Origin of the sequence: Halapricum salinum (assembly GCF_004799665.1) — an archaeon.
Taxonomy (GTDB): domain Archaea; phylum Halobacteriota; class Halobacteria; order Halobacteriales; family Haloarculaceae; genus Halapricum; species Halapricum salinum.
In genome coordinates this window covers 1,999,726-2,014,680 of sequence record NZ_CP031310.1, presented here as the reverse complement: position 1 = coordinate 2,014,680, position 14,955 = coordinate 1,999,726, and the positions used below count along the sequence as shown (strand labels likewise).

The following is a 14,955-nucleotide window of genomic DNA, read 5'->3' as shown; positions in this document are numbered from 1 at the left end:
AACGGGATCGCGATTCGAGGCTGGTACTGGTCATTGCCGCCACCAGTGGGCGGGAACAGGGACGCAATCTCCGTGGCCGAATACTTCGTACGCGCCTCCGGCAGGCGACACAGCGAAGTACGCACTCCTCGCATATAATATTTCACGGGCACGCGAACAGAAGCCGATCACCGCAGCGTCTCGAACGTCCGGTACGAGAGCCAGGATAGATCCCGTGCCGAGAGGTACTCGGCGGCTTCGATCCACGAGAGGCACTCCCGGTAGGACGCCCAGTCGTCCAGCCAGGGATAGTCCGAACCGAGGAGCAGTCGCTCGGGGCCGAACCACGACAGAAGATTTCTGACGAACTCGCCAGCAGTCTCGTATGGCCAGGCGTCGTCCGACGTCCGTGGAATCGAACTCACCTTGACGTAGACGTTGTCGTACTCGGCCAGCGCCTCGACGTCAGTCCACAGCTCGTCGGTCGCGGTCGTGCCCTGGTCCGGCCACCCCATATGCTCGAGGACGAACGAGACGTCCGGATGCGCGGACGCGAGTGTGGCCAGCGTCGAGTACTGCTCCGGTTTCGCGAGGACGAACACCGTCGCGCCCTGGGTCGCGAGTTCGTCGTACAGCGGCGCGAGCGTCTCGTCGGCAATCCAGTCGGCCTGTCGATCCATCTCGCCTGGCGTCTCTCCGTACTCGAAGGCGGCGTGAAACCGAATCCCGAGCATTCGCTCGTGGCCCGTGACGCGCCGGACCGCCTGACGGAGGTCAGATTCGGCCTGAAAGTACTCGGCGACACCGACACCCCACAGCCGTTCTGGGTGGGCCTCGATCGCTCGAATCGTGCACTCGTTGGCCCGCTCACCCCGCCCGTAGATCGTCGTCGGCTGGAGGACTGCCTCGTCGACGTCGGCAGCGTCCATATCGGCGATCAGATCGGTATGCGTGTACGGGCCCGACCACTCGGGCGGGAGATCGGCGCTGTACCACGGGAGGTCCCGGGTGTCCGGTCCCCAGGTGTGGGCGTGGGTATCGACCAGTCGCATACCTGCGCAGTGGGGTGGCGGGACTGTATAGCTGTGGCCGATCAGTCGTCGACCAGCTGCCAGCGGCCGAGGATCATCGCCTCTTCGGGTTGGGGCTGGTGGACGACGAACACCTTCTCCTCCGACCCGACCAGATCGTCGGTGTCGGCCGGCGGAGCGACGCCGTTGCCGTCGGCGTCGAGTCCGTCCTGCCCGAGCACGATACTCGACCCGGAGGAGAGATCGCTCGCCCCGGTCACGTCCCCCCAGACGACCGTCTTGCCGCCCCACTTGAGGGAGACTTCGTCGGCTGGCAGCGTCTCCCCGCCACGGTGTGTGATGGTGAGCGTATCGGCACCATCGTCGTATTCGTACTCGAAGCTGACCTGGGCCGTCGAGCGATCGAGACCATCACCGAAACCCAGCACCGTCACGGCGACGACACCGACCAGAACGACCGTGATCCCGACCAACAGGACTGTGCCGACGACAGGGCTGATCGCCCGGTCCTCGCTGCCCTCGCTCCGGGGGTGGTGACTACGCATCGGGTCCCTCCCAGGTGTCGAGCACGGTACTCTGCTCGCCGTCTTCGCTCTCCCAGCTGACCGTGACGGTGTCGTCCGGCTCGATCGCCCAGCTGTCCGGTTCGCCATCGGCTGGATCCGAATCGCCGAGCCAGCCCCCGTCGCCGACTGTCACCTCGACGTTGAGATAGACGATCATGTCCGTCCAGGTCGCCTCGTTGTCGTCCCAGCTGAACGTCACCCGATCGGACTGAAAGGTGTCGCCGCCGACGTGATGGACGAGCAGGCGCTCGCCGTCCTCGTCGTAGCCGTACTCGAACGTGACCGACGGCCCCGGCTCGTCGACGCCGAATCCGAAGACGAATACCGCCACTACGGACGCGACGATGACGGTGATCGCAAGCATCAAGATGACGCCGATGATCGGACTGGCCGCTCGGTCGTCCAGCCCCCCACGGCCGGACGCGATACTACCCGCTGTACTGTCAGTGATCAACCCTCGCATGTGCCCCACTCGGTTCGAGTACGTACTACTCTCGAATTCAGTAGTATAAATCGGTCGGTTCAACCATCTGAGCGCCGAATATACAGCGTGTCTGGTCGTCTCCCTATCTCACGGCTCGCTTCGCTCGCGCCTCGCCCTCCCCGTTCAATTTCTCGGTGGGCCGCGCTTCGCGCGCCCCACCCTAGTCCTCACGGCTCGCTTCGCTCACCGTTCGCTCTTTTCGGAGACGTTTCGCTTCGCTCAACGTCTCCCTAGTTCTCGGCCAGATCGAGCACGTCGTCAAAGAAGCCCAGCGAGTCGTGCGGGCCCGGATTGGCCTCGGGGTGGTACTGGCGCGTGATGATCTCCAGATCGTCGTTTTCCAGGCCTTCGGGCGTGTCGTCGTTGACGTTGACCTGCGTGACTTCGAGGTTCTCGCCGGGTTCGGCGACGGTGTAACCGTGGTTCTGGGTCGTCATGACGACCTGGTCGGTGCGGAGGTCACGGACGGGCTGGTTGACCCCGCGGTGGCCGAACTCCATCTTCTCGGTCTCGCCGCCGAGCGCGCTGGCGACGACCTGCTGGCCCAGGCAGATGCCTGCGATGGGGAGCTCGCCGACGTAGGTGTCGACGACCTCGCCCGCGGCCTCGAAGTTCTCGGGGTCGCCGGGGCCGTTCGAGATAAAGAGGAGATCCGGATCGACCGCCGCGACGTCCGCCTCGGAGGCGTCGTAGGGCAGGACGTGGACGACGGCGTCGCGCTCGACGAGCGAGTCGATGATCGAGCCCTTGGCACCGCAGTCGACCAGGGCCACCGACACGCCGTCGCCGTCCTCGTTGTAGACGGTGTGTTCGGCCACGCTGACCTGCGCGCCGATGTCGCGATGCTCGGACATGTGCTTGCACTGGTGGAGCTGTTCGAGCGCGGCTTCCTCGGTCGCGTCCGGGCCGGCCGCGATTCCGCACTTCATCGCCCCTTCGTCACGGATCTCGGTGACGATGTCCCGGGTGTCGAGGTGGTCGACCGCGGGCACGCCCTCCGACTCGAGCCACTCGGCGACGTCGTCGGTCAGCTCGCGGGCGACGACGCCGTTGGGTTGGACGCGATCGGACTCGAAACGCTCCTCTCGGACGCCGTAGTTGCCGATCAGCGGGTAGGAGAACGTGAGAATCTGCTCCTCGTAGGAGGGGTCGGTCAGACTCTCCTCGTAGCCGGTGTACGCTGTCGTGAATACCAGTTCGCCGCGTGTCTCGCCGGGTGCACGAGCGCGGGCCTCGATGATGCGGTCACCTTCGACTGCCACGTAGGCGTCGGTCATTACGAGATGCGTATGAAAGACCGGCTGATAAGCGTTGCTTTCGAAGCTCGATTACGAATTTCGTAATCCTCAAGTACGGACCCGGAGTAGGGTCACATCTCAATGGACGAGCTGGACCAGCAGATCCTCGGCATCCTCCGGGAGGACGCCCGAACGCCCTACACGGAGATTGCCGACGCCGTGGGGACCTCGGAGGGGACCGTCCGCAACCGCGTCGAGCAGCTGGTCGACGACGGGGTGATCGAGCGCTTCACCGTGGCGACACGGACGGGCAACATCAAGTCGATGATCGAGCTCAGCGTCGACGTCAACGTCGACACCAGCGAAGTCAGCGAGCGTCTCGCCGAGTGGCCGGAGGTCGACTTCGTCTGGCAGGTCGGCGGCGAGGAGGACATCGTGCTGGTGGTCGACGCCGCAGACACGGCCGGCGTGAACGACCTGATCACGCAGGCCCGGGAACTCGATGAGGTCGTGAACACGAAGACGAGGCTGATTTTGGACGAGCGAGTAGGCTAGGAGTTGTCTATCCCCTTTGTTCCGTTGTCGCCGCTCTTTCCGAGAGGTCTCTAGTGCCCGCCCGGGCACTCTGTATTGTACTTGTGCTCAGTACCAGTCAACCCGGCGCGCGCTGGCTCGCGTGCCGTCGCGAGCCGGAATTGCGCGAGGGATGAGTAGCGCAGGAGCGAAGCGACGAGCAACGCAGTCGGTTGGGGAGCGGGCGGCGCGACCGATGGGAGCGCCGCCGACTGGACGAACGGGGAGCATCGCGACCCGTGAGGAGGGTGTGGCTGCCGTTGCTGTGGGTGGGACTGAAAGGGGTGACAAGCGTGGCGGCGAAGCCGCCACATTATAGGAGGCCGGTGAAACCGGCCTCCCTGCTCGGAGAGCGAGATCGTCCGAAAGACCGGAGGTCTTTCGTGATGACGAGAGAGCTCCGCTCTCTCGAACCACGACGTAAGCAGGGAGGGACCGAAGGTCCCTCTGGCCGTGCGGGCGACTCACGGGTCGCCCGCACGACACCGCCGCCGAGCGTAGCGAGGCGAGGAGCGCAGCGAGTCGCAGCCAGAGAGGGACCGGAGGTCCCTCAAGCAGTCGGCGCGTAGCGCCGACGACTCCGAGTCTGTCGGGGCTTTCTGGGCCTCCTGTACAGTTCAGCAGATCCAGAAAGCCCCACCCGCAACCACACTGCAACAGCATTCCAACCGCACCACACCCTCCCCAGCCGATTCGCTCGCCTCCGGCTCACTCATCCCTCGCGTGAAGTCGTCACGACACGACGTCGTGACTGCACACGCCAGTCTCCAAAATTTCGACCCAACCATTACGAACAAATTCCAAAGAGGTTAGAGACGGCAGAAAGAGCAAGGAGACAGAACCCGAAGCGAGGACGATGACAGACGGGTATCCGGTGGTCCCGGAGGCGCTACTCGACGGGTGGGACGAGCGCGTGCGCGAGGAGTCGACGGTGTTCAGACTGTCCACGGTCTCGGTGGTCGGCCACACTGTGCTCTACGAAGACGCGGCCCTCTGTGAGGCGCTCGAACGGGCGGGAGTCGCCGACCTGCTCGCCGAGGAGACGAGCGACGATCGGATCGTCGAGACGAACGGCCGAGGCGACTACTGGCGCTTCGTCTTCGCGACGGCACTCACCTTCAGCCCGCCGCTCACCCCCGGGATCGGCCCGGCGTCACTGCGCCCGACCGTCGTCGCCGAGGCACGGCGATCCTTCCAGGGAGACCTCGAATCCCGCGGCTTCGAGAACGTCGAGCGCGGCTCCAGCCAGCGCGCCCGCACCGAGTCGGGCGACCGGGCGAGCCTGGTCAAGTACACCGCGAGCTACCCCTTCGAGAACGCGCCGACCGACGCCCTCGACGTGGAAGGCTGGCTGGCCGTCTGGTCGACAGGCGGTAGCTTCCGGATCGCCGGCGGCGTGTACCCGACAGGTGGCCTCGACGGCCTGCTCGCCGGTCTCGACGAAGACGAGCGCCCACCGACCGACCCGAACACCTACCGCGACGAACTGCTGGATCTGATTCGAGCAGTCGAGTGACGCCGACCAGGAGCGATCAACGGCCGGCAACAGCCGAGCGAGCGAACAGCCAGGACGCCATCGCTGTCAGGAGCGCGACGACGACAGCGGCGACGAGCAGTCGCTGGAACGTGACGATCGATCGGAGACCGAGCCGGCCGACGTATCGCGCTGCGACCAACAGGACGACGGTGTAGCCGAAGCCGGCGCTCCCGTCGAACAGCGCGCGTGTCGAGCGGTCGACCTGCTCGTAGCGCCGGGCCACCAGCACGCCAGTCCCGATTCCCGCGAGCAGGCCGACCGGGAGGGCGACGATCGCCGAGAACTCGAACGGAAGCGCCTCGATGAGGATGACGGACACGACGAGCGCGACAGCGATCCCGGCTCCGAACCCGGAGACCATGTCACGGCCGAGCATACGAATCGATTCGACGGGAAAACAGGTATATTTCGGGTTCGTTCGACAGCCGGATCACAGTCCAGCACCGACATCGCGCCCGAGCAGATATCCGCCGAAGGCGACCAGCCAGAGCATGACCGGGTAGACGATCATGCGCTCGGCTCCGCCGTGGCCGATCGGACCGAACACCGACGTGTTGCCGGCGTCGCCGACGATCATCACGACGACGAACAGCAGACCGAGCACGCCCGCGAGGATCGAGAGGACGCGCATCACGCCAGTCAGCCTGGTGGCAGTCCCGAGGGCTTCGAGGTTGAACCCCAGGAAGGCAACGAGTGCGAAGAGGCCGTGAACGTCCGCGACGTCCAGCGGGACGAGACCCGCGCCGATCGCGCCGATCCCGGCGGCGACGTAGATTCCCAACAGCCAGCGGGCACCCTCACTCCGGTAGAGCAGATAGCCGCCAGCGATGTTGAGCACACCCACGAGGACCAGCGACCCGTTGAACAGTAGCGCCGTCTCGGGGATCGTCCCGAGGTCGCTGATCGCCGACGCACCGAAGTCGTAGTCGGGAGCCATCGCCGCAGCGAGCATGATGACGGTCATGAACTGCGCCGACAGCGCGAACAGGAGGACGCCGGCGAGTCGGCGCGGACGGATCGTCGTCTCACCGATCGAAACTGGCTGTGACAGTGTCTCAGGCATAGATACGCACCGAGAACAACAACGCTCGCCGAGACGATAACTGACGACGTTGATTCTCGACAGACGAGAAACGAACGGGTCGGCTTACTGGAGTTCGGCCAGATCCTCGTGCTTCTCGATGTCGACGCCGTCGGCCGTGATCCGGGCGACGGTGAGCCCGTTACCACTGGCGGTGTCACGCTCGATGGCCGTCAAGACGGCGTCGATCGCGGCGTCCTCGGCGTCGTCCATCGAGATACCCTCTTCGTAGCGGTTTTCGAGAACACCCAGCGCGAACTGCGTCCCCGAGCCGCTGACGGCGTAGTCCTCTTCGGACTTGCCACCGAGCGCGTCGAAGCTGTAGATGTGCGGGCCGTCGTCGTCGACGCCGCCAAGCACGGGCACGACGACCAGGAACGCACCGCTGCGGAGCAGATTCCCGAGGAGGGTGCTGAGCCCGTTGATCGACAGCTCCTTGTCCCGGCGAAGCTCGTAGAGTTTCGCCTCGGCCTCGATGGTCGACAGGAGGCTCTGAGCAGCAGAGACCGAGCCAGCGATAGTCATCGCGGCGGTCGGGTGGACCTGTTCGACTTTCTGGGTCGCCTTGCTGGAGACCATGTTGCCCAGGCTGGCGCGCATGTCGGTCACGAGGACGACGCCGTCCTCGGCTTTGAGGCCGACCGTGGTCGTTCCGGTCTTGAGCGTCTCGCGATCGACGTCGAGCGTGCTGTCCTGTGCGTCCGGGAGATCGACCAGCTCGGAACCAGTCACGTCGGCCCGGCCGTCGCCGTGGATCGAAGGTCCACTACTGAAACCGTTGTTTTGCATCATACCTCCCTTAGCCAGTCACTCGTTATAAGCCCTGTGTCACTGACCCACAGCGCCGCTTTCGAGCACTATAAATCTCTCGGCAACGCCGAAAATCCGGCCGCCAAAACTCGCGCTGGGACTCCTGCTGACACGCGTCGCTCCCAGATTTATCACGTCACTGAACGTACTAGGGCTATGGCGTCGTTCCTGATCGTCTATGGCACCAGCGAGGGACAGACCGAGAAAGTAGCCGGCCAGATCGCCGAGACCCTGGCCGAGCGTGGCCACGCAACGACGACAATCGACGTCGGCGACGGTCTCGGAGGACACACAGTCGAGGACTTCGACGCCGTCCTCGTCGGGTCGTCGATCCACGTCGGGAAACACCAATCCGCTATTACTGAGTTCGTAACGGGCCACCACGACGCGCTCGCGGCGGTGCCGAGCGGCTTCTTCCAGGTGTCGCTCTCCTCGGCAGTCGAGGATCCCGAAGGGCAGGCCGAAGCCGCGAAGTACGTCGAGGACCTGATCGCCGAAACGGACTTTCACCCCGACCGGATCGGGCTGTTCGGCGGTGCGTTGCGCTACTCGAAGTACGGTTTCCTGAAGCGGCTCATGCTCAAGCGAATTGCGAAGGATGCGACCGGCGACACCGACACCTCTCGGGACTACGAGTACACCGACTGGGAAGAAGTCGAAGCGTTCACCGACGACTTCGCGGCGTTCGTCGAGGGTCGGGTGGGAGCGACCGCACCCGCGAGTGAGGACTGAGCCGACTGTCGAGCCTGCTCGAAGGGGCTACAGTGGGGAAGCGACGATCGAAGCCGACGTGTCGTCTCGATCGTCGATCCGAACGTCACAGTCGAAGCGATCGAGGAGCGCGAGCGTCGTCTCGACGTGGTCGGTCACGCCCGGTATCCGGACCCGGCCACCCACGAGCGCGAGAAAGACTAGCAACTGGTCGGCCACGTGTTCGTCGACTGCTGCGTCGGTATAGTGAAACGCCCTGAAAGCGTCGACAGCGCGATCGGCGACGGCTTCTGCGGTTCGGCCGGGTTCGCCCAGTTCGTCGAACCCCGCCAGCGATCGCTCGTACTCGGCTCGAAGAAGGATCACGGAGCCGGTCGAGCGGGTCTCGACGTACTCGACGGTCGGCTCTCGCATCGTGATTCCGGCAGCGTGGAGCCGCTGTCGGGCCTGTTCAGCTTGGCGATCGGCCACGTCTCGGTCGGCAAGATCCTCTGAGGCCTTCGAGTGAATCCAGACGTCTTCGAACGCCCCCCGATCGTCAAGTTCGATCGGCGACAACGAGGAGGAGCGACAGCGAAGTGTTACCTTGCCGCCACCGGCAGGGTAGAAGCCCGTCCGTTCGAGTTCCACTTCGGCGTCGAGACCGAACCGAGCGAGCAGCGGGAGTTTGACCCGCTGAAGGGACGCGGCCGGCGGCGACCACTTCACGTCGGTCCCGCCAGTCACCGCGACTGTGATCGGCTCCTCGCTGTCGAGTGCGAACGGCAACACCGTATCGAGCAACAGCGTCACGCTTCCGGCAGTCGGGATCGACGCGTCGAGCGTCGGTTCGCGCGCCTCCCCCGGCCGAAACGTGACGGTCTCCGAGTCGATCACGTCGCCCTCGACGGTCGCGTCACAGTAGTCGGCGGCGAGTTCGACCGCCGCCAAGTGCTGTGGGCGAAGCCCGGGGTCGGGTCTGGAGCCGCGGATTGACTCGATCCGGACCGGGGCCTCGGTGAGCACCGAGAGCGTCAGCGCCGTCCGAAGGAGTTGGCCGCCACCGTCCGAGCCGTCGATGGTGCGCATGTCGAGTGCTACAGATGCCAGTCAGGAAAGGGTTCGCTGGCGAAAACGAGCGATCAGAGATCCGCGCGGTTGTAGCGCAGGTAGCCGACGACGAGTGGGACGATCCCCCAGACGGCGAGGACGACCAGGCTGAACCACTGCGAGAGATACCACGGGCCGGCCCCGCTCATCGAGCCGGTGAGGACGCCACCGACGCTGTTGAGATAGGCCGAACTGGGCGGCATATTCGCGAGGAACGCGACCCAGTCGGGCATCGCGGCACCGCTGAACAGCCCCGGCGGAACCACGAAGCCGTTGGCGACGAACCAGGCACCGATCGGGACGACGTCCCAGGCGAACTCCAGGATCACCAGCGCGAGCACGCTGAGCGTGGCCGCTCTGGCGGTCGAGGTCGTGCTCGCGGAAATGCCGACGAAGAACGCCATGTAGACCAGAACGAACAGCATCGTCACCAGCCCGAACAGGACGTAGTCGGCGGCCGAGAAGGTCACTTCGCCCACGAAGACGATCGCGAGCATCGCGACCAGCCCGACGAGGACTGGGACCGCGAGGACGAGCGAGCGGCCGACGACCTTCCCGAGGACGACGTCGCGGCGGGTGTGGGGCAGACCCAACAGGAGCTTGCCCGAGCCGGACTCGGCTTCACCGGCGACCGACTTGTACGCGACGACCAGCGACGCGACGGCGACGAACAACGCGATCGGGGCCGCGAGGAACGTCATCAGTCCGACCGTAGACATCTCCTCGTCGGCAGTGACCTCGGGGACGAACGCGTAGAGCCCGGCGAACAGCAACGCCAGCACGAGGAACGCCGCCGACAGTCCCCACAGCGAGCGCGAGCGGCGGGCGTCGTTGAAGTCCTTGCGCGCGACGACGGCCCAGGTCATCGGGCCACCTCCGCGGGTTCGGCCTCGGTCTCCGACGCCAGTGCGTCAGCCTCCGAGGGCCGGTTGCGCTGTGAGTCGGTCGTGAACTGCGCGAACAGCTCTTCGAGGGAGGTCTCGGCGGTCGAGAAGTCGAGTACTTCTGCGCCCGCGGATTCGAGGACGTCGAGGATCGCGGTCTTCGATCCGTCTTCGATGCGGACGATGACGGTCGTCCCGGAAGCGTTCACGCTCTGGACACCGTCGAGGACCTCGATCGCTTCGATCGCTCCCTCGGGCACTGCGTCGACTCTGATCGAGAGTTGCGTCGCCGTGCCGGCGGTGTCGCGCAGCCCCTCGATGGTGTCGACGGTGACGATCCGGCCCTTGTTGAGGATCGCGACGCGATCACAGATCGCTTCGACCTGTTCGAGGATGTGCGACGAGAAGAACACGGTCGCACCGCGTTCGTTCTCCGCACGGATGAGTTGGCGCATCTCACGAGCCCCGTTGGGGTCGAGGCCGGTCGAAGGCTCGTCGAGGATCAGGATCTCGGGGGCGCCGACCAGCGCCATCGCGAGGACGAGTCGCTGGCGCATCCCCTTGGAGTAGCCGCCCGCTCTCCGGTCGGCGGCGTCGGCGATACCGACCCGCTCCAACAGGGCCAGCGGATCGTCGTCGGTCCCTTTGGAGTCGATGGCGAACTGGACGTGCTGGCGGCCGGTCAGCCGGTCGTACACCTGGTAGGCGTCCGGGAGGACACCAGTTCGGCGCCGGATCTCTAGACTGTCTCGCTGCGCGTCCAGTCCGAGAACCCGGGCAGAGCCACTGGTCGGACGGATAAAGTCCAGCAAGGTGTCGATCGTCGTCGATTTCCCCGCCCCGTTGGGCCCGAGAAAGCCGAAGATTTCCCCTTCTTCGACGGTGAGATCGACATCCTCCAGTGCGACCACCTCGCCGAAGTGTTTGGTCAGGCCTGTGAGTTCGATAGCTGAAGCCATACGCAAACTACGACGTGTTAGAATATAAACGCGTACTGAGGAATCATAGCACAGATCACCGTCGAGAAATCCTCAGACGGGGGAATAGGGAGTGTCGTGATCGATCGAAACGCCGATCAGGCCGTCGAGTCGGCGTCGCGACGTTCGCCGATGACGATGCCGAGGTAGCCACCGAGAGCGCTGAGCGCGACCAGATAGCCGACGGCGACGAGGAAGCCGACGAACAGGCCGGCGACGCCGATGGCCATCGGGCCGGCGAGACTCAGTTCGGTCGCGACGACCGCAAACGCGACCGCGAGGAAGCCGAACAGCACGGCCAGTGGCGCGGCGGCGACGATGCCGGCGTAGGCCCCGACGCGTGCGCCCTCGGCGCGGTCGCCACCCTGGAGGTAGCCCGAGACCACGCCGCCTAGGACCGGCGAGAACGGCACGAACGACGTGACGCCAGTCACGACAGCGCCGATGATGGCGTTTGCCGTGGTGTCCGGGCCGGTGATTCCCTGTGCTTCGCGGCGTGCGCGCGAGCGACGCCGGTACGCCAGGAACGCGATACCAGCGACGACCAGCAAGCCGCCAGTGACGAGCAGACCGAGTCCCCCCCACCAGGCCAGCCCGTAAGTGACGTCTATCAGTTCGGCGTTGGTCAGGTCGGCCGACTGTATCGTCCCGTCTGCGACGAGTTCGGCGATCCACGCGCGGTCGGCGGCGCTGTAGACGGCGATCCCGATAGCCGTGACGGCAAGACCGCCGAGGACGAGCACTGCCGTCACCAGCCAGTCGACGATCCGACCGAGTGGTTCGGGCGTTCGCTCCGGCTGTACAGCCGCTCCATCGTTCGATGTCAGTGTCATCTCACTTAGATATACGCAGAGCGAATAGATAAAGTAGTACTGACACATTCTGGCACGGGACAGGCGACGGAAGGACACACAAAGTCGAAGACTGTGTCAACTATCCCGCGCACGGGTGCGCGGGACTTGTCAGTGAACTCGGCCTCTGCCAACACTCAGTCGGACGGGACAAATCCCCGATTCGGCGTTGACGAGACGCGTCGCGTCTCGTTCGCACATCAGGTTTCTACGAAACCTGAGGACGTCACTGTTCCTGACTTCAGGGCGAGTTGACTGTCACCCGTCCGCCGAGACGACTGTAGGCCCCGGCGGACAAACCGCCATCCGACATTCTTCGCACCCACGTAATCCGCGTTCTGCGTCGCACCGCACGATTCACACTCGAACTCGGCCTGCCGTACACGGTTCCCCTCACTCGTATGCCCGCACTCAGGGCACCGCCGCGACGTATTTCGAGGTGACACAAACTCCACACAGATGCCTTCGGCCTCGGCCTTATACTCGACGAGGTCAACGAGTTGACGGTGTGCCCACTGGTGGAACTCTTTGACGGGCGGCGCGCGCTCTCGGATATGTTTCAGATTCTCGAACGCGATGTACTCACAGTCATGGTCGAGTGCTTCTTCGAGAATCTGGTTCGCAACCTGATGCAGTTGATCGCGGACGTACCGTGACTCTCGGCCACCCATCTGCTGCATAGTTCGATGGGCCGACTGTGTCCCCGTCTGCTGAAGTTCGCCGCGAATCCGCTCGAACTCTCGATGCTGGTGCCGGAGTTCTCTACCGGAGGCGAAGTACGCTGTACTGGTGGTGGCGATGTTGACGATGCCGAGATCAACGCCGAGAACTGTCCTGTCCTCGTCGTCATCTTGCACCGCAACCTGCTTCGGCGGTTTGTCCTTTCTGAAACCGAGATGCAAATAGTACTCCCCGTCACGCTTCGAGAGCGTGGATTCTGTCATCTCCCAGTCGTCGTCTTCGAGGTAGGCGTGCTGGTGACCTCCTCCTCGCCGTGAACGGAGAGGGATCGAAGATCCCTCAGGCAGTCGGGCGTAGCCCGACGACGGCGAGGCTTCCCGAACCGCACCGCAAGCGTTGGGATATTTGCTGGTCTACGGGCAGACCTGTTCTTGTGGGGCGACTCGCCCCGTGGATTTGTCGAACAGGCGCACCGATGGCTGGGCCAGACAGCCGTTACTCCTATCCCGTGAGGGATTCGGAGTTACCGTCGCACGCATATTCTCCGCCGCATTCAGGTCGCTATTAGCGACCAGTTCGCAGCTCTCACACACGTACAAGCCACGCTCGACACGGCTCGACTCGGCTTTCATCCCGCACGCACAGCAGGTTATTGACGTGGCCAACTCGTACTCATCGACTCGCTGTACCTCGATACCACGTTCCTCGGCCTTGTACTCGATGTGACTCAGTACGGTGTCAAACGCCCAGTCGTGCAGACGCTTGTTCCCGTGCCGCCCCCAGTCTGCATTCGCACGGATGTCCTTCGGATGTCCAACTGCTATCGTCTCCACGCCACGGTCTGCACATTGCTCTACGATGTCTTTCGAGAGTGCGTGCAGGAAGTGGGTCTGCCGCCGTGATTTCTTCTGGCGTGCCCACTCAGCGTGGGTACTGGGACCGTTTTCACCTTCCGTGTCGTATTCTTCCTGTCGGAAGTAGTGCGCGTCTTCTTTCAGGGCGTTGCCCGGATACAACAGCGTCTCGTTACCGACAGAGACAGCCGCCGTGTTACAGATGCCGAGGTCAACACCAGCCGTCTTCTCGCCAGACGCGTCAGCGGCGTCGATGGCGACTTTGCAGACGAAGTGCAGTTCCCACTGCTCACCGTTCCAGACGATGCGGACCTGTTGGACGTCTTCGACAGCAGTCAGGTCTGCGTCTGGACCGGTATCGTATTCGCAAAGAACGAAGTCGCTCCACCCGTCTTTCAGGTTCTTGCCTTTCGACAGTCGGACCTGCTGGTGGTTTGTATCGAGTTTGAAGCCGTCTTCTTTGAACGTGATTGTCGAGCGTGGCCGTTCGTCACCGTGTTTGCGGTAGCCCGGTGGGTTGGCGTCCGAGTTGTCTTGTTCGAACCAGGACTGGAAAGCGCCAGCCAATTCTTCTATGATTGCCTGACTTGATTGGGCGTTCAAATCTTTCCAGCACGGTTGGTTCTTCATGTAGGACTTGAGCGGTCCTTCATCGGGTATTTCCCCGGTTTCGTCCCAGATGTGGCCAGCAGTCCACCGCGCAACGTTCCAGATTTTACTGCCGGAACGAGCGAGCGAATCAAGGTCGCACACGACACCCTCACGGTCGTTGGTGAGTGCCGCTGTAATGGTACGTGTCGTGACCAGATTCACTATACATAGCCTATGACAGCACAATGACTTACTCTTTCGGGTCGGCTGAAATATCCTGCCGGGAGAAACACTGTCGGTTGGGTGTCGGAGCGTACGCGATTCACTCCCGTCCTCGAAAATCGAAGATTTTCGGGTGCAGCAAGACCTCCGGTCTTGCCATGCCCCTGTTCGGTCCTCGGTTCCGACTAAGCGTCGGAACGCTCGTCACTCACGGGAAGGGCGGGATTCTCTCGCTGAATCAAGATAGCCATCTTCTTCGTCCGGGAGGTTCAGGCCACATCGAATCCGGCCATCGACAGTGGACAGTGATACTGAGCCGTCATCGTCCGCGTGTCGTATTTTACCGTGTTGCTGGTGAACGTTGGTCGGGATGTTTTGTAGTGTTCGTCTAGATCTTCGATTTCATCGACACCCGAAAGCGCGGCTGCGGCTTGGTGGGTGGCGAGAATGACGTGCTGACTCCCGAGATATGTCTCCTCGCGCACGTCATCGTATGCGAGGTCCTGGAGATAGGTTTTCCGCGTTTCCTCGTGGTCCCATCCGATTCGGCTACTGATGTTGCAGGCAGTCTTCCACTCGCCGATTGTCGCGTCAAGCAACTCCTGTTGCTTGTCAGTGAGGGTAGGGCGGGTAATCGCTGTACGTCTCAGATACTCATCGTCTTCCACACCCTTCAATAAACAAGAGAAGTACTTAATAGCAAGTGATTTGTGTCACAGCGCGTCGGCTTCAACCCCGCCCACGGTGTTGACGCAAATCGAAGGTTTGCGAAAGCCGAAAACCGACGGTTTTCGGA

15 protein-coding genes and 2 pseudogenes are annotated in these 14,955 nt (G+C 63.5%); 3 read left to right on the top strand and 14 right to left on the bottom strand.

The window, feature by feature from the left end:
• Positions 1–167: 167 nt before the first annotated feature.
• From DV733_RS10115 to carA, 4 genes are all read right to left on the bottom strand, one after another.
• The gene (locus DV733_RS10115) at positions 168–1,031 is read right to left on the bottom strand and encodes an amidohydrolase family protein (RefSeq protein WP_049994806.1); all 864 of its coding nucleotides are present in this window, start codon (positions 1,029–1,031) and stop codon (positions 168–170) included.
• A gap of 41 nt (positions 1,032–1,072) precedes the next feature.
• The gene (locus DV733_RS10110) at positions 1,073–1,555 is read right to left on the bottom strand and encodes a type IV pilin (RefSeq protein WP_049994807.1); all 483 of its coding nucleotides are present in this window, start codon (positions 1,553–1,555) and stop codon (positions 1,073–1,075) included.
• Entirely contained in the window at positions 1,548–2,039 is a 492-nt protein-coding gene (locus tag DV733_RS10105) for a type IV pilin (protein WP_049994808.1), read from the bottom strand. Before DV733_RS10105 ends, DV733_RS10110 begins: the two co-directional genes overlap by 8 nt.
• 251 nt (positions 2,040–2,290) lie before the next feature.
• Positions 2,291–3,337 (bottom strand): glutamine-hydrolyzing carbamoyl-phosphate synthase small subunit, encoded by a 1,047-nt coding sequence (carA, locus tag DV733_RS10100; RefSeq protein ID WP_049994809.1) that lies wholly within the window; start codon positions 3,335–3,337, stop codon positions 2,291–2,293.
• Between the two features lie 102 nt (positions 3,338–3,439).
• Between carA and DV733_RS10095 the strand changes: the two genes are divergently transcribed.
• Together DV733_RS10095 and DV733_RS10090 are read left to right on the top strand one after the other, a co-directional pair.
• Positions 3,440–3,853 (top strand): Lrp/AsnC family transcriptional regulator, encoded by a 414-nt coding sequence (locus tag DV733_RS10095; protein WP_049994810.1) that lies wholly within the window; start codon positions 3,440–3,442, stop codon positions 3,851–3,853.
• Between the two features lie 874 nt (positions 3,854–4,727).
• The gene (locus DV733_RS10090; protein ID WP_049994811.1) at positions 4,728–5,387 is read left to right on the top strand and encodes a hypothetical protein; all 660 of its coding nucleotides are present in this window, start codon (positions 4,728–4,730) and stop codon (positions 5,385–5,387) included.
• 16 nt (positions 5,388–5,403) lie between these two features.
• Here the strand turns inward: DV733_RS10090 and DV733_RS10085 are convergent, their stop codons facing one another.
• The 3 genes from DV733_RS10085 to psmB all read right to left on the bottom strand — a co-directional run bounded on the left by DV733_RS10085 (position 5,404) and on the right by psmB (position 7,281).
• Entirely contained in the window at positions 5,404–5,784 is a 381-nt protein-coding gene (locus DV733_RS10085) for a hypothetical protein (RefSeq protein WP_049994812.1), read from the bottom strand.
• 54 nt (positions 5,785–5,838) lie between these two features.
• On the bottom strand, positions 5,839–6,471 hold the full coding sequence (locus DV733_RS10080) for a DUF998 domain-containing protein (RefSeq protein WP_049994813.1): 633 nt from the start codon (positions 6,469–6,471) through the stop codon (positions 5,839–5,841).
• 84 nt (positions 6,472–6,555) lie between these two features.
• Positions 6,556–7,281, bottom strand: coding sequence for an archaeal proteasome endopeptidase complex subunit beta (psmB, locus tag DV733_RS10075; protein WP_272913204.1), 726 nt, complete (start codon positions 7,279–7,281; stop codon positions 6,556–6,558).
• 174 nt (positions 7,282–7,455) lie between these two features.
• On the opposite strand from psmB, the gene DV733_RS10070 reads away from it, so the two are divergent.
• Positions 7,456–8,031, top strand: coding sequence for a flavodoxin domain-containing protein (locus DV733_RS10070; protein ID WP_049994815.1), 576 nt, complete (start codon positions 7,456–7,458; stop codon positions 8,029–8,031).
• Positions 8,032–8,058: 27 nt separating this feature from the next.
• On the opposite strand, the gene rtcA is transcribed toward DV733_RS10070, so the two are convergent.
• The 7 genes and pseudogenes from rtcA to DV733_RS17540 form a co-directional block, all read right to left on the bottom strand.
• Positions 8,059–9,078 (bottom strand): RNA 3'-terminal phosphate cyclase, encoded by a 1,020-nt coding sequence (rtcA, locus tag DV733_RS10065; protein WP_049994816.1) that lies wholly within the window; start codon positions 9,076–9,078, stop codon positions 8,059–8,061.
• A gap of 53 nt (positions 9,079–9,131) precedes the next feature.
• On the bottom strand, positions 9,132–9,965 hold the full coding sequence (locus DV733_RS10060) for an ABC transporter permease subunit (RefSeq protein WP_049994817.1): 834 nt from the start codon (positions 9,963–9,965) through the stop codon (positions 9,132–9,134).
• Positions 9,962–10,942 (bottom strand): ABC transporter ATP-binding protein, encoded by a 981-nt coding sequence (locus DV733_RS10055; protein ID WP_049994818.1) that lies wholly within the window; start codon positions 10,940–10,942, stop codon positions 9,962–9,964. The genes DV733_RS10060 and DV733_RS10055 overlap by 4 nt, the downstream gene beginning before the upstream one ends.
• A 116-nt stretch (positions 10,943–11,058) precedes the next feature.
• Complete coding sequence (locus tag DV733_RS17125; protein ID WP_161569349.1) at positions 11,059–11,793, bottom strand: DUF5518 domain-containing protein; 735 nt, start codon at positions 11,791–11,793, stop codon at positions 11,059–11,061.
• Between the two features lie 218 nt (positions 11,794–12,011).
• A pseudogene (locus DV733_RS10045) lies at positions 12,012–12,794 on the bottom strand (RNA-guided endonuclease InsQ/TnpB family protein); the annotation flags it as partial.
• Positions 12,795–12,905: 111 nt separating this feature from the next.
• On the bottom strand, positions 12,906–14,162 hold the full coding sequence (locus DV733_RS10040) for an RNA-guided endonuclease InsQ/TnpB family protein (RefSeq protein ID WP_174876526.1): 1,257 nt from the start codon (positions 14,160–14,162) through the stop codon (positions 12,906–12,908).
• Between the two features lie 240 nt (positions 14,163–14,402).
• Positions 14,403–14,827: pseudogene (locus tag DV733_RS17540) on the bottom strand (RNA-guided endonuclease InsQ/TnpB family protein); the annotation flags it as partial.
• Between the last annotated feature and the right edge of the window lie 128 nt (positions 14,828–14,955).

Coding starts and splice junctions, on each gene's coding strand:
- DV733_RS10115 (WP_049994806.1), bottom strand. CDS start 1,031: ATGCGACTGGTCGATACCCACGCCCACACCTGGGGACCGGACACCCGG.
- DV733_RS10110 (WP_049994807.1), bottom strand. CDS start 1,555: ATGCGTAGTCACCACCCCCGGAGCGAGGGCAGCGAGGACCGGGCGATC.
- DV733_RS10105 (WP_049994808.1), bottom strand. CDS start 2,039: ATGCGAGGGTTGATCACTGACAGTACAGCGGGTAGTATCGCGTCCGGC.
- carA (WP_049994809.1), bottom strand. CDS start 3,337: ATGACCGACGCCTACGTGGCAGTCGAAGGTGACCGCATCATCGAGGCC.
- DV733_RS10095 (WP_049994810.1), top strand. CDS start 3,440: ATGGACGAGCTGGACCAGCAGATCCTCGGCATCCTCCGGGAGGACGCC.
- DV733_RS10090 (WP_049994811.1), top strand. CDS start 4,728: ATGACAGACGGGTATCCGGTGGTCCCGGAGGCGCTACTCGACGGGTGG.
- DV733_RS10085 (WP_049994812.1), bottom strand. CDS start 5,784: ATGCTCGGCCGTGACATGGTCTCCGGGTTCGGAGCCGGGATCGCTGTC.
- DV733_RS10080 (WP_049994813.1), bottom strand. CDS start 6,471: ATGCCTGAGACACTGTCACAGCCAGTTTCGATCGGTGAGACGACGATC.
- psmB (WP_272913204.1), bottom strand. CDS start 7,281: ATGATGCAAAACAACGGTTTCAGTAGTGGACCTTCGATCCACGGCGAC.
- DV733_RS10070 (WP_049994815.1), top strand. CDS start 7,456: ATGGCGTCGTTCCTGATCGTCTATGGCACCAGCGAGGGACAGACCGAG.
- rtcA (WP_049994816.1), bottom strand. CDS start 9,078: ATGCGCACCATCGACGGCTCGGACGGTGGCGGCCAACTCCTTCGGACG.
- DV733_RS10060 (WP_049994817.1), bottom strand. CDS start 9,965: ATGACCTGGGCCGTCGTCGCGCGCAAGGACTTCAACGACGCCCGCCGC.
- DV733_RS10055 (WP_049994818.1), bottom strand. CDS start 10,942: ATGGCTTCAGCTATCGAACTCACAGGCCTGACCAAACACTTCGGCGAG.
- DV733_RS17125 (WP_161569349.1), bottom strand. CDS start 11,793: ATGACACTGACATCGAACGATGGAGCGGCTGTACAGCCGGAGCGAACG.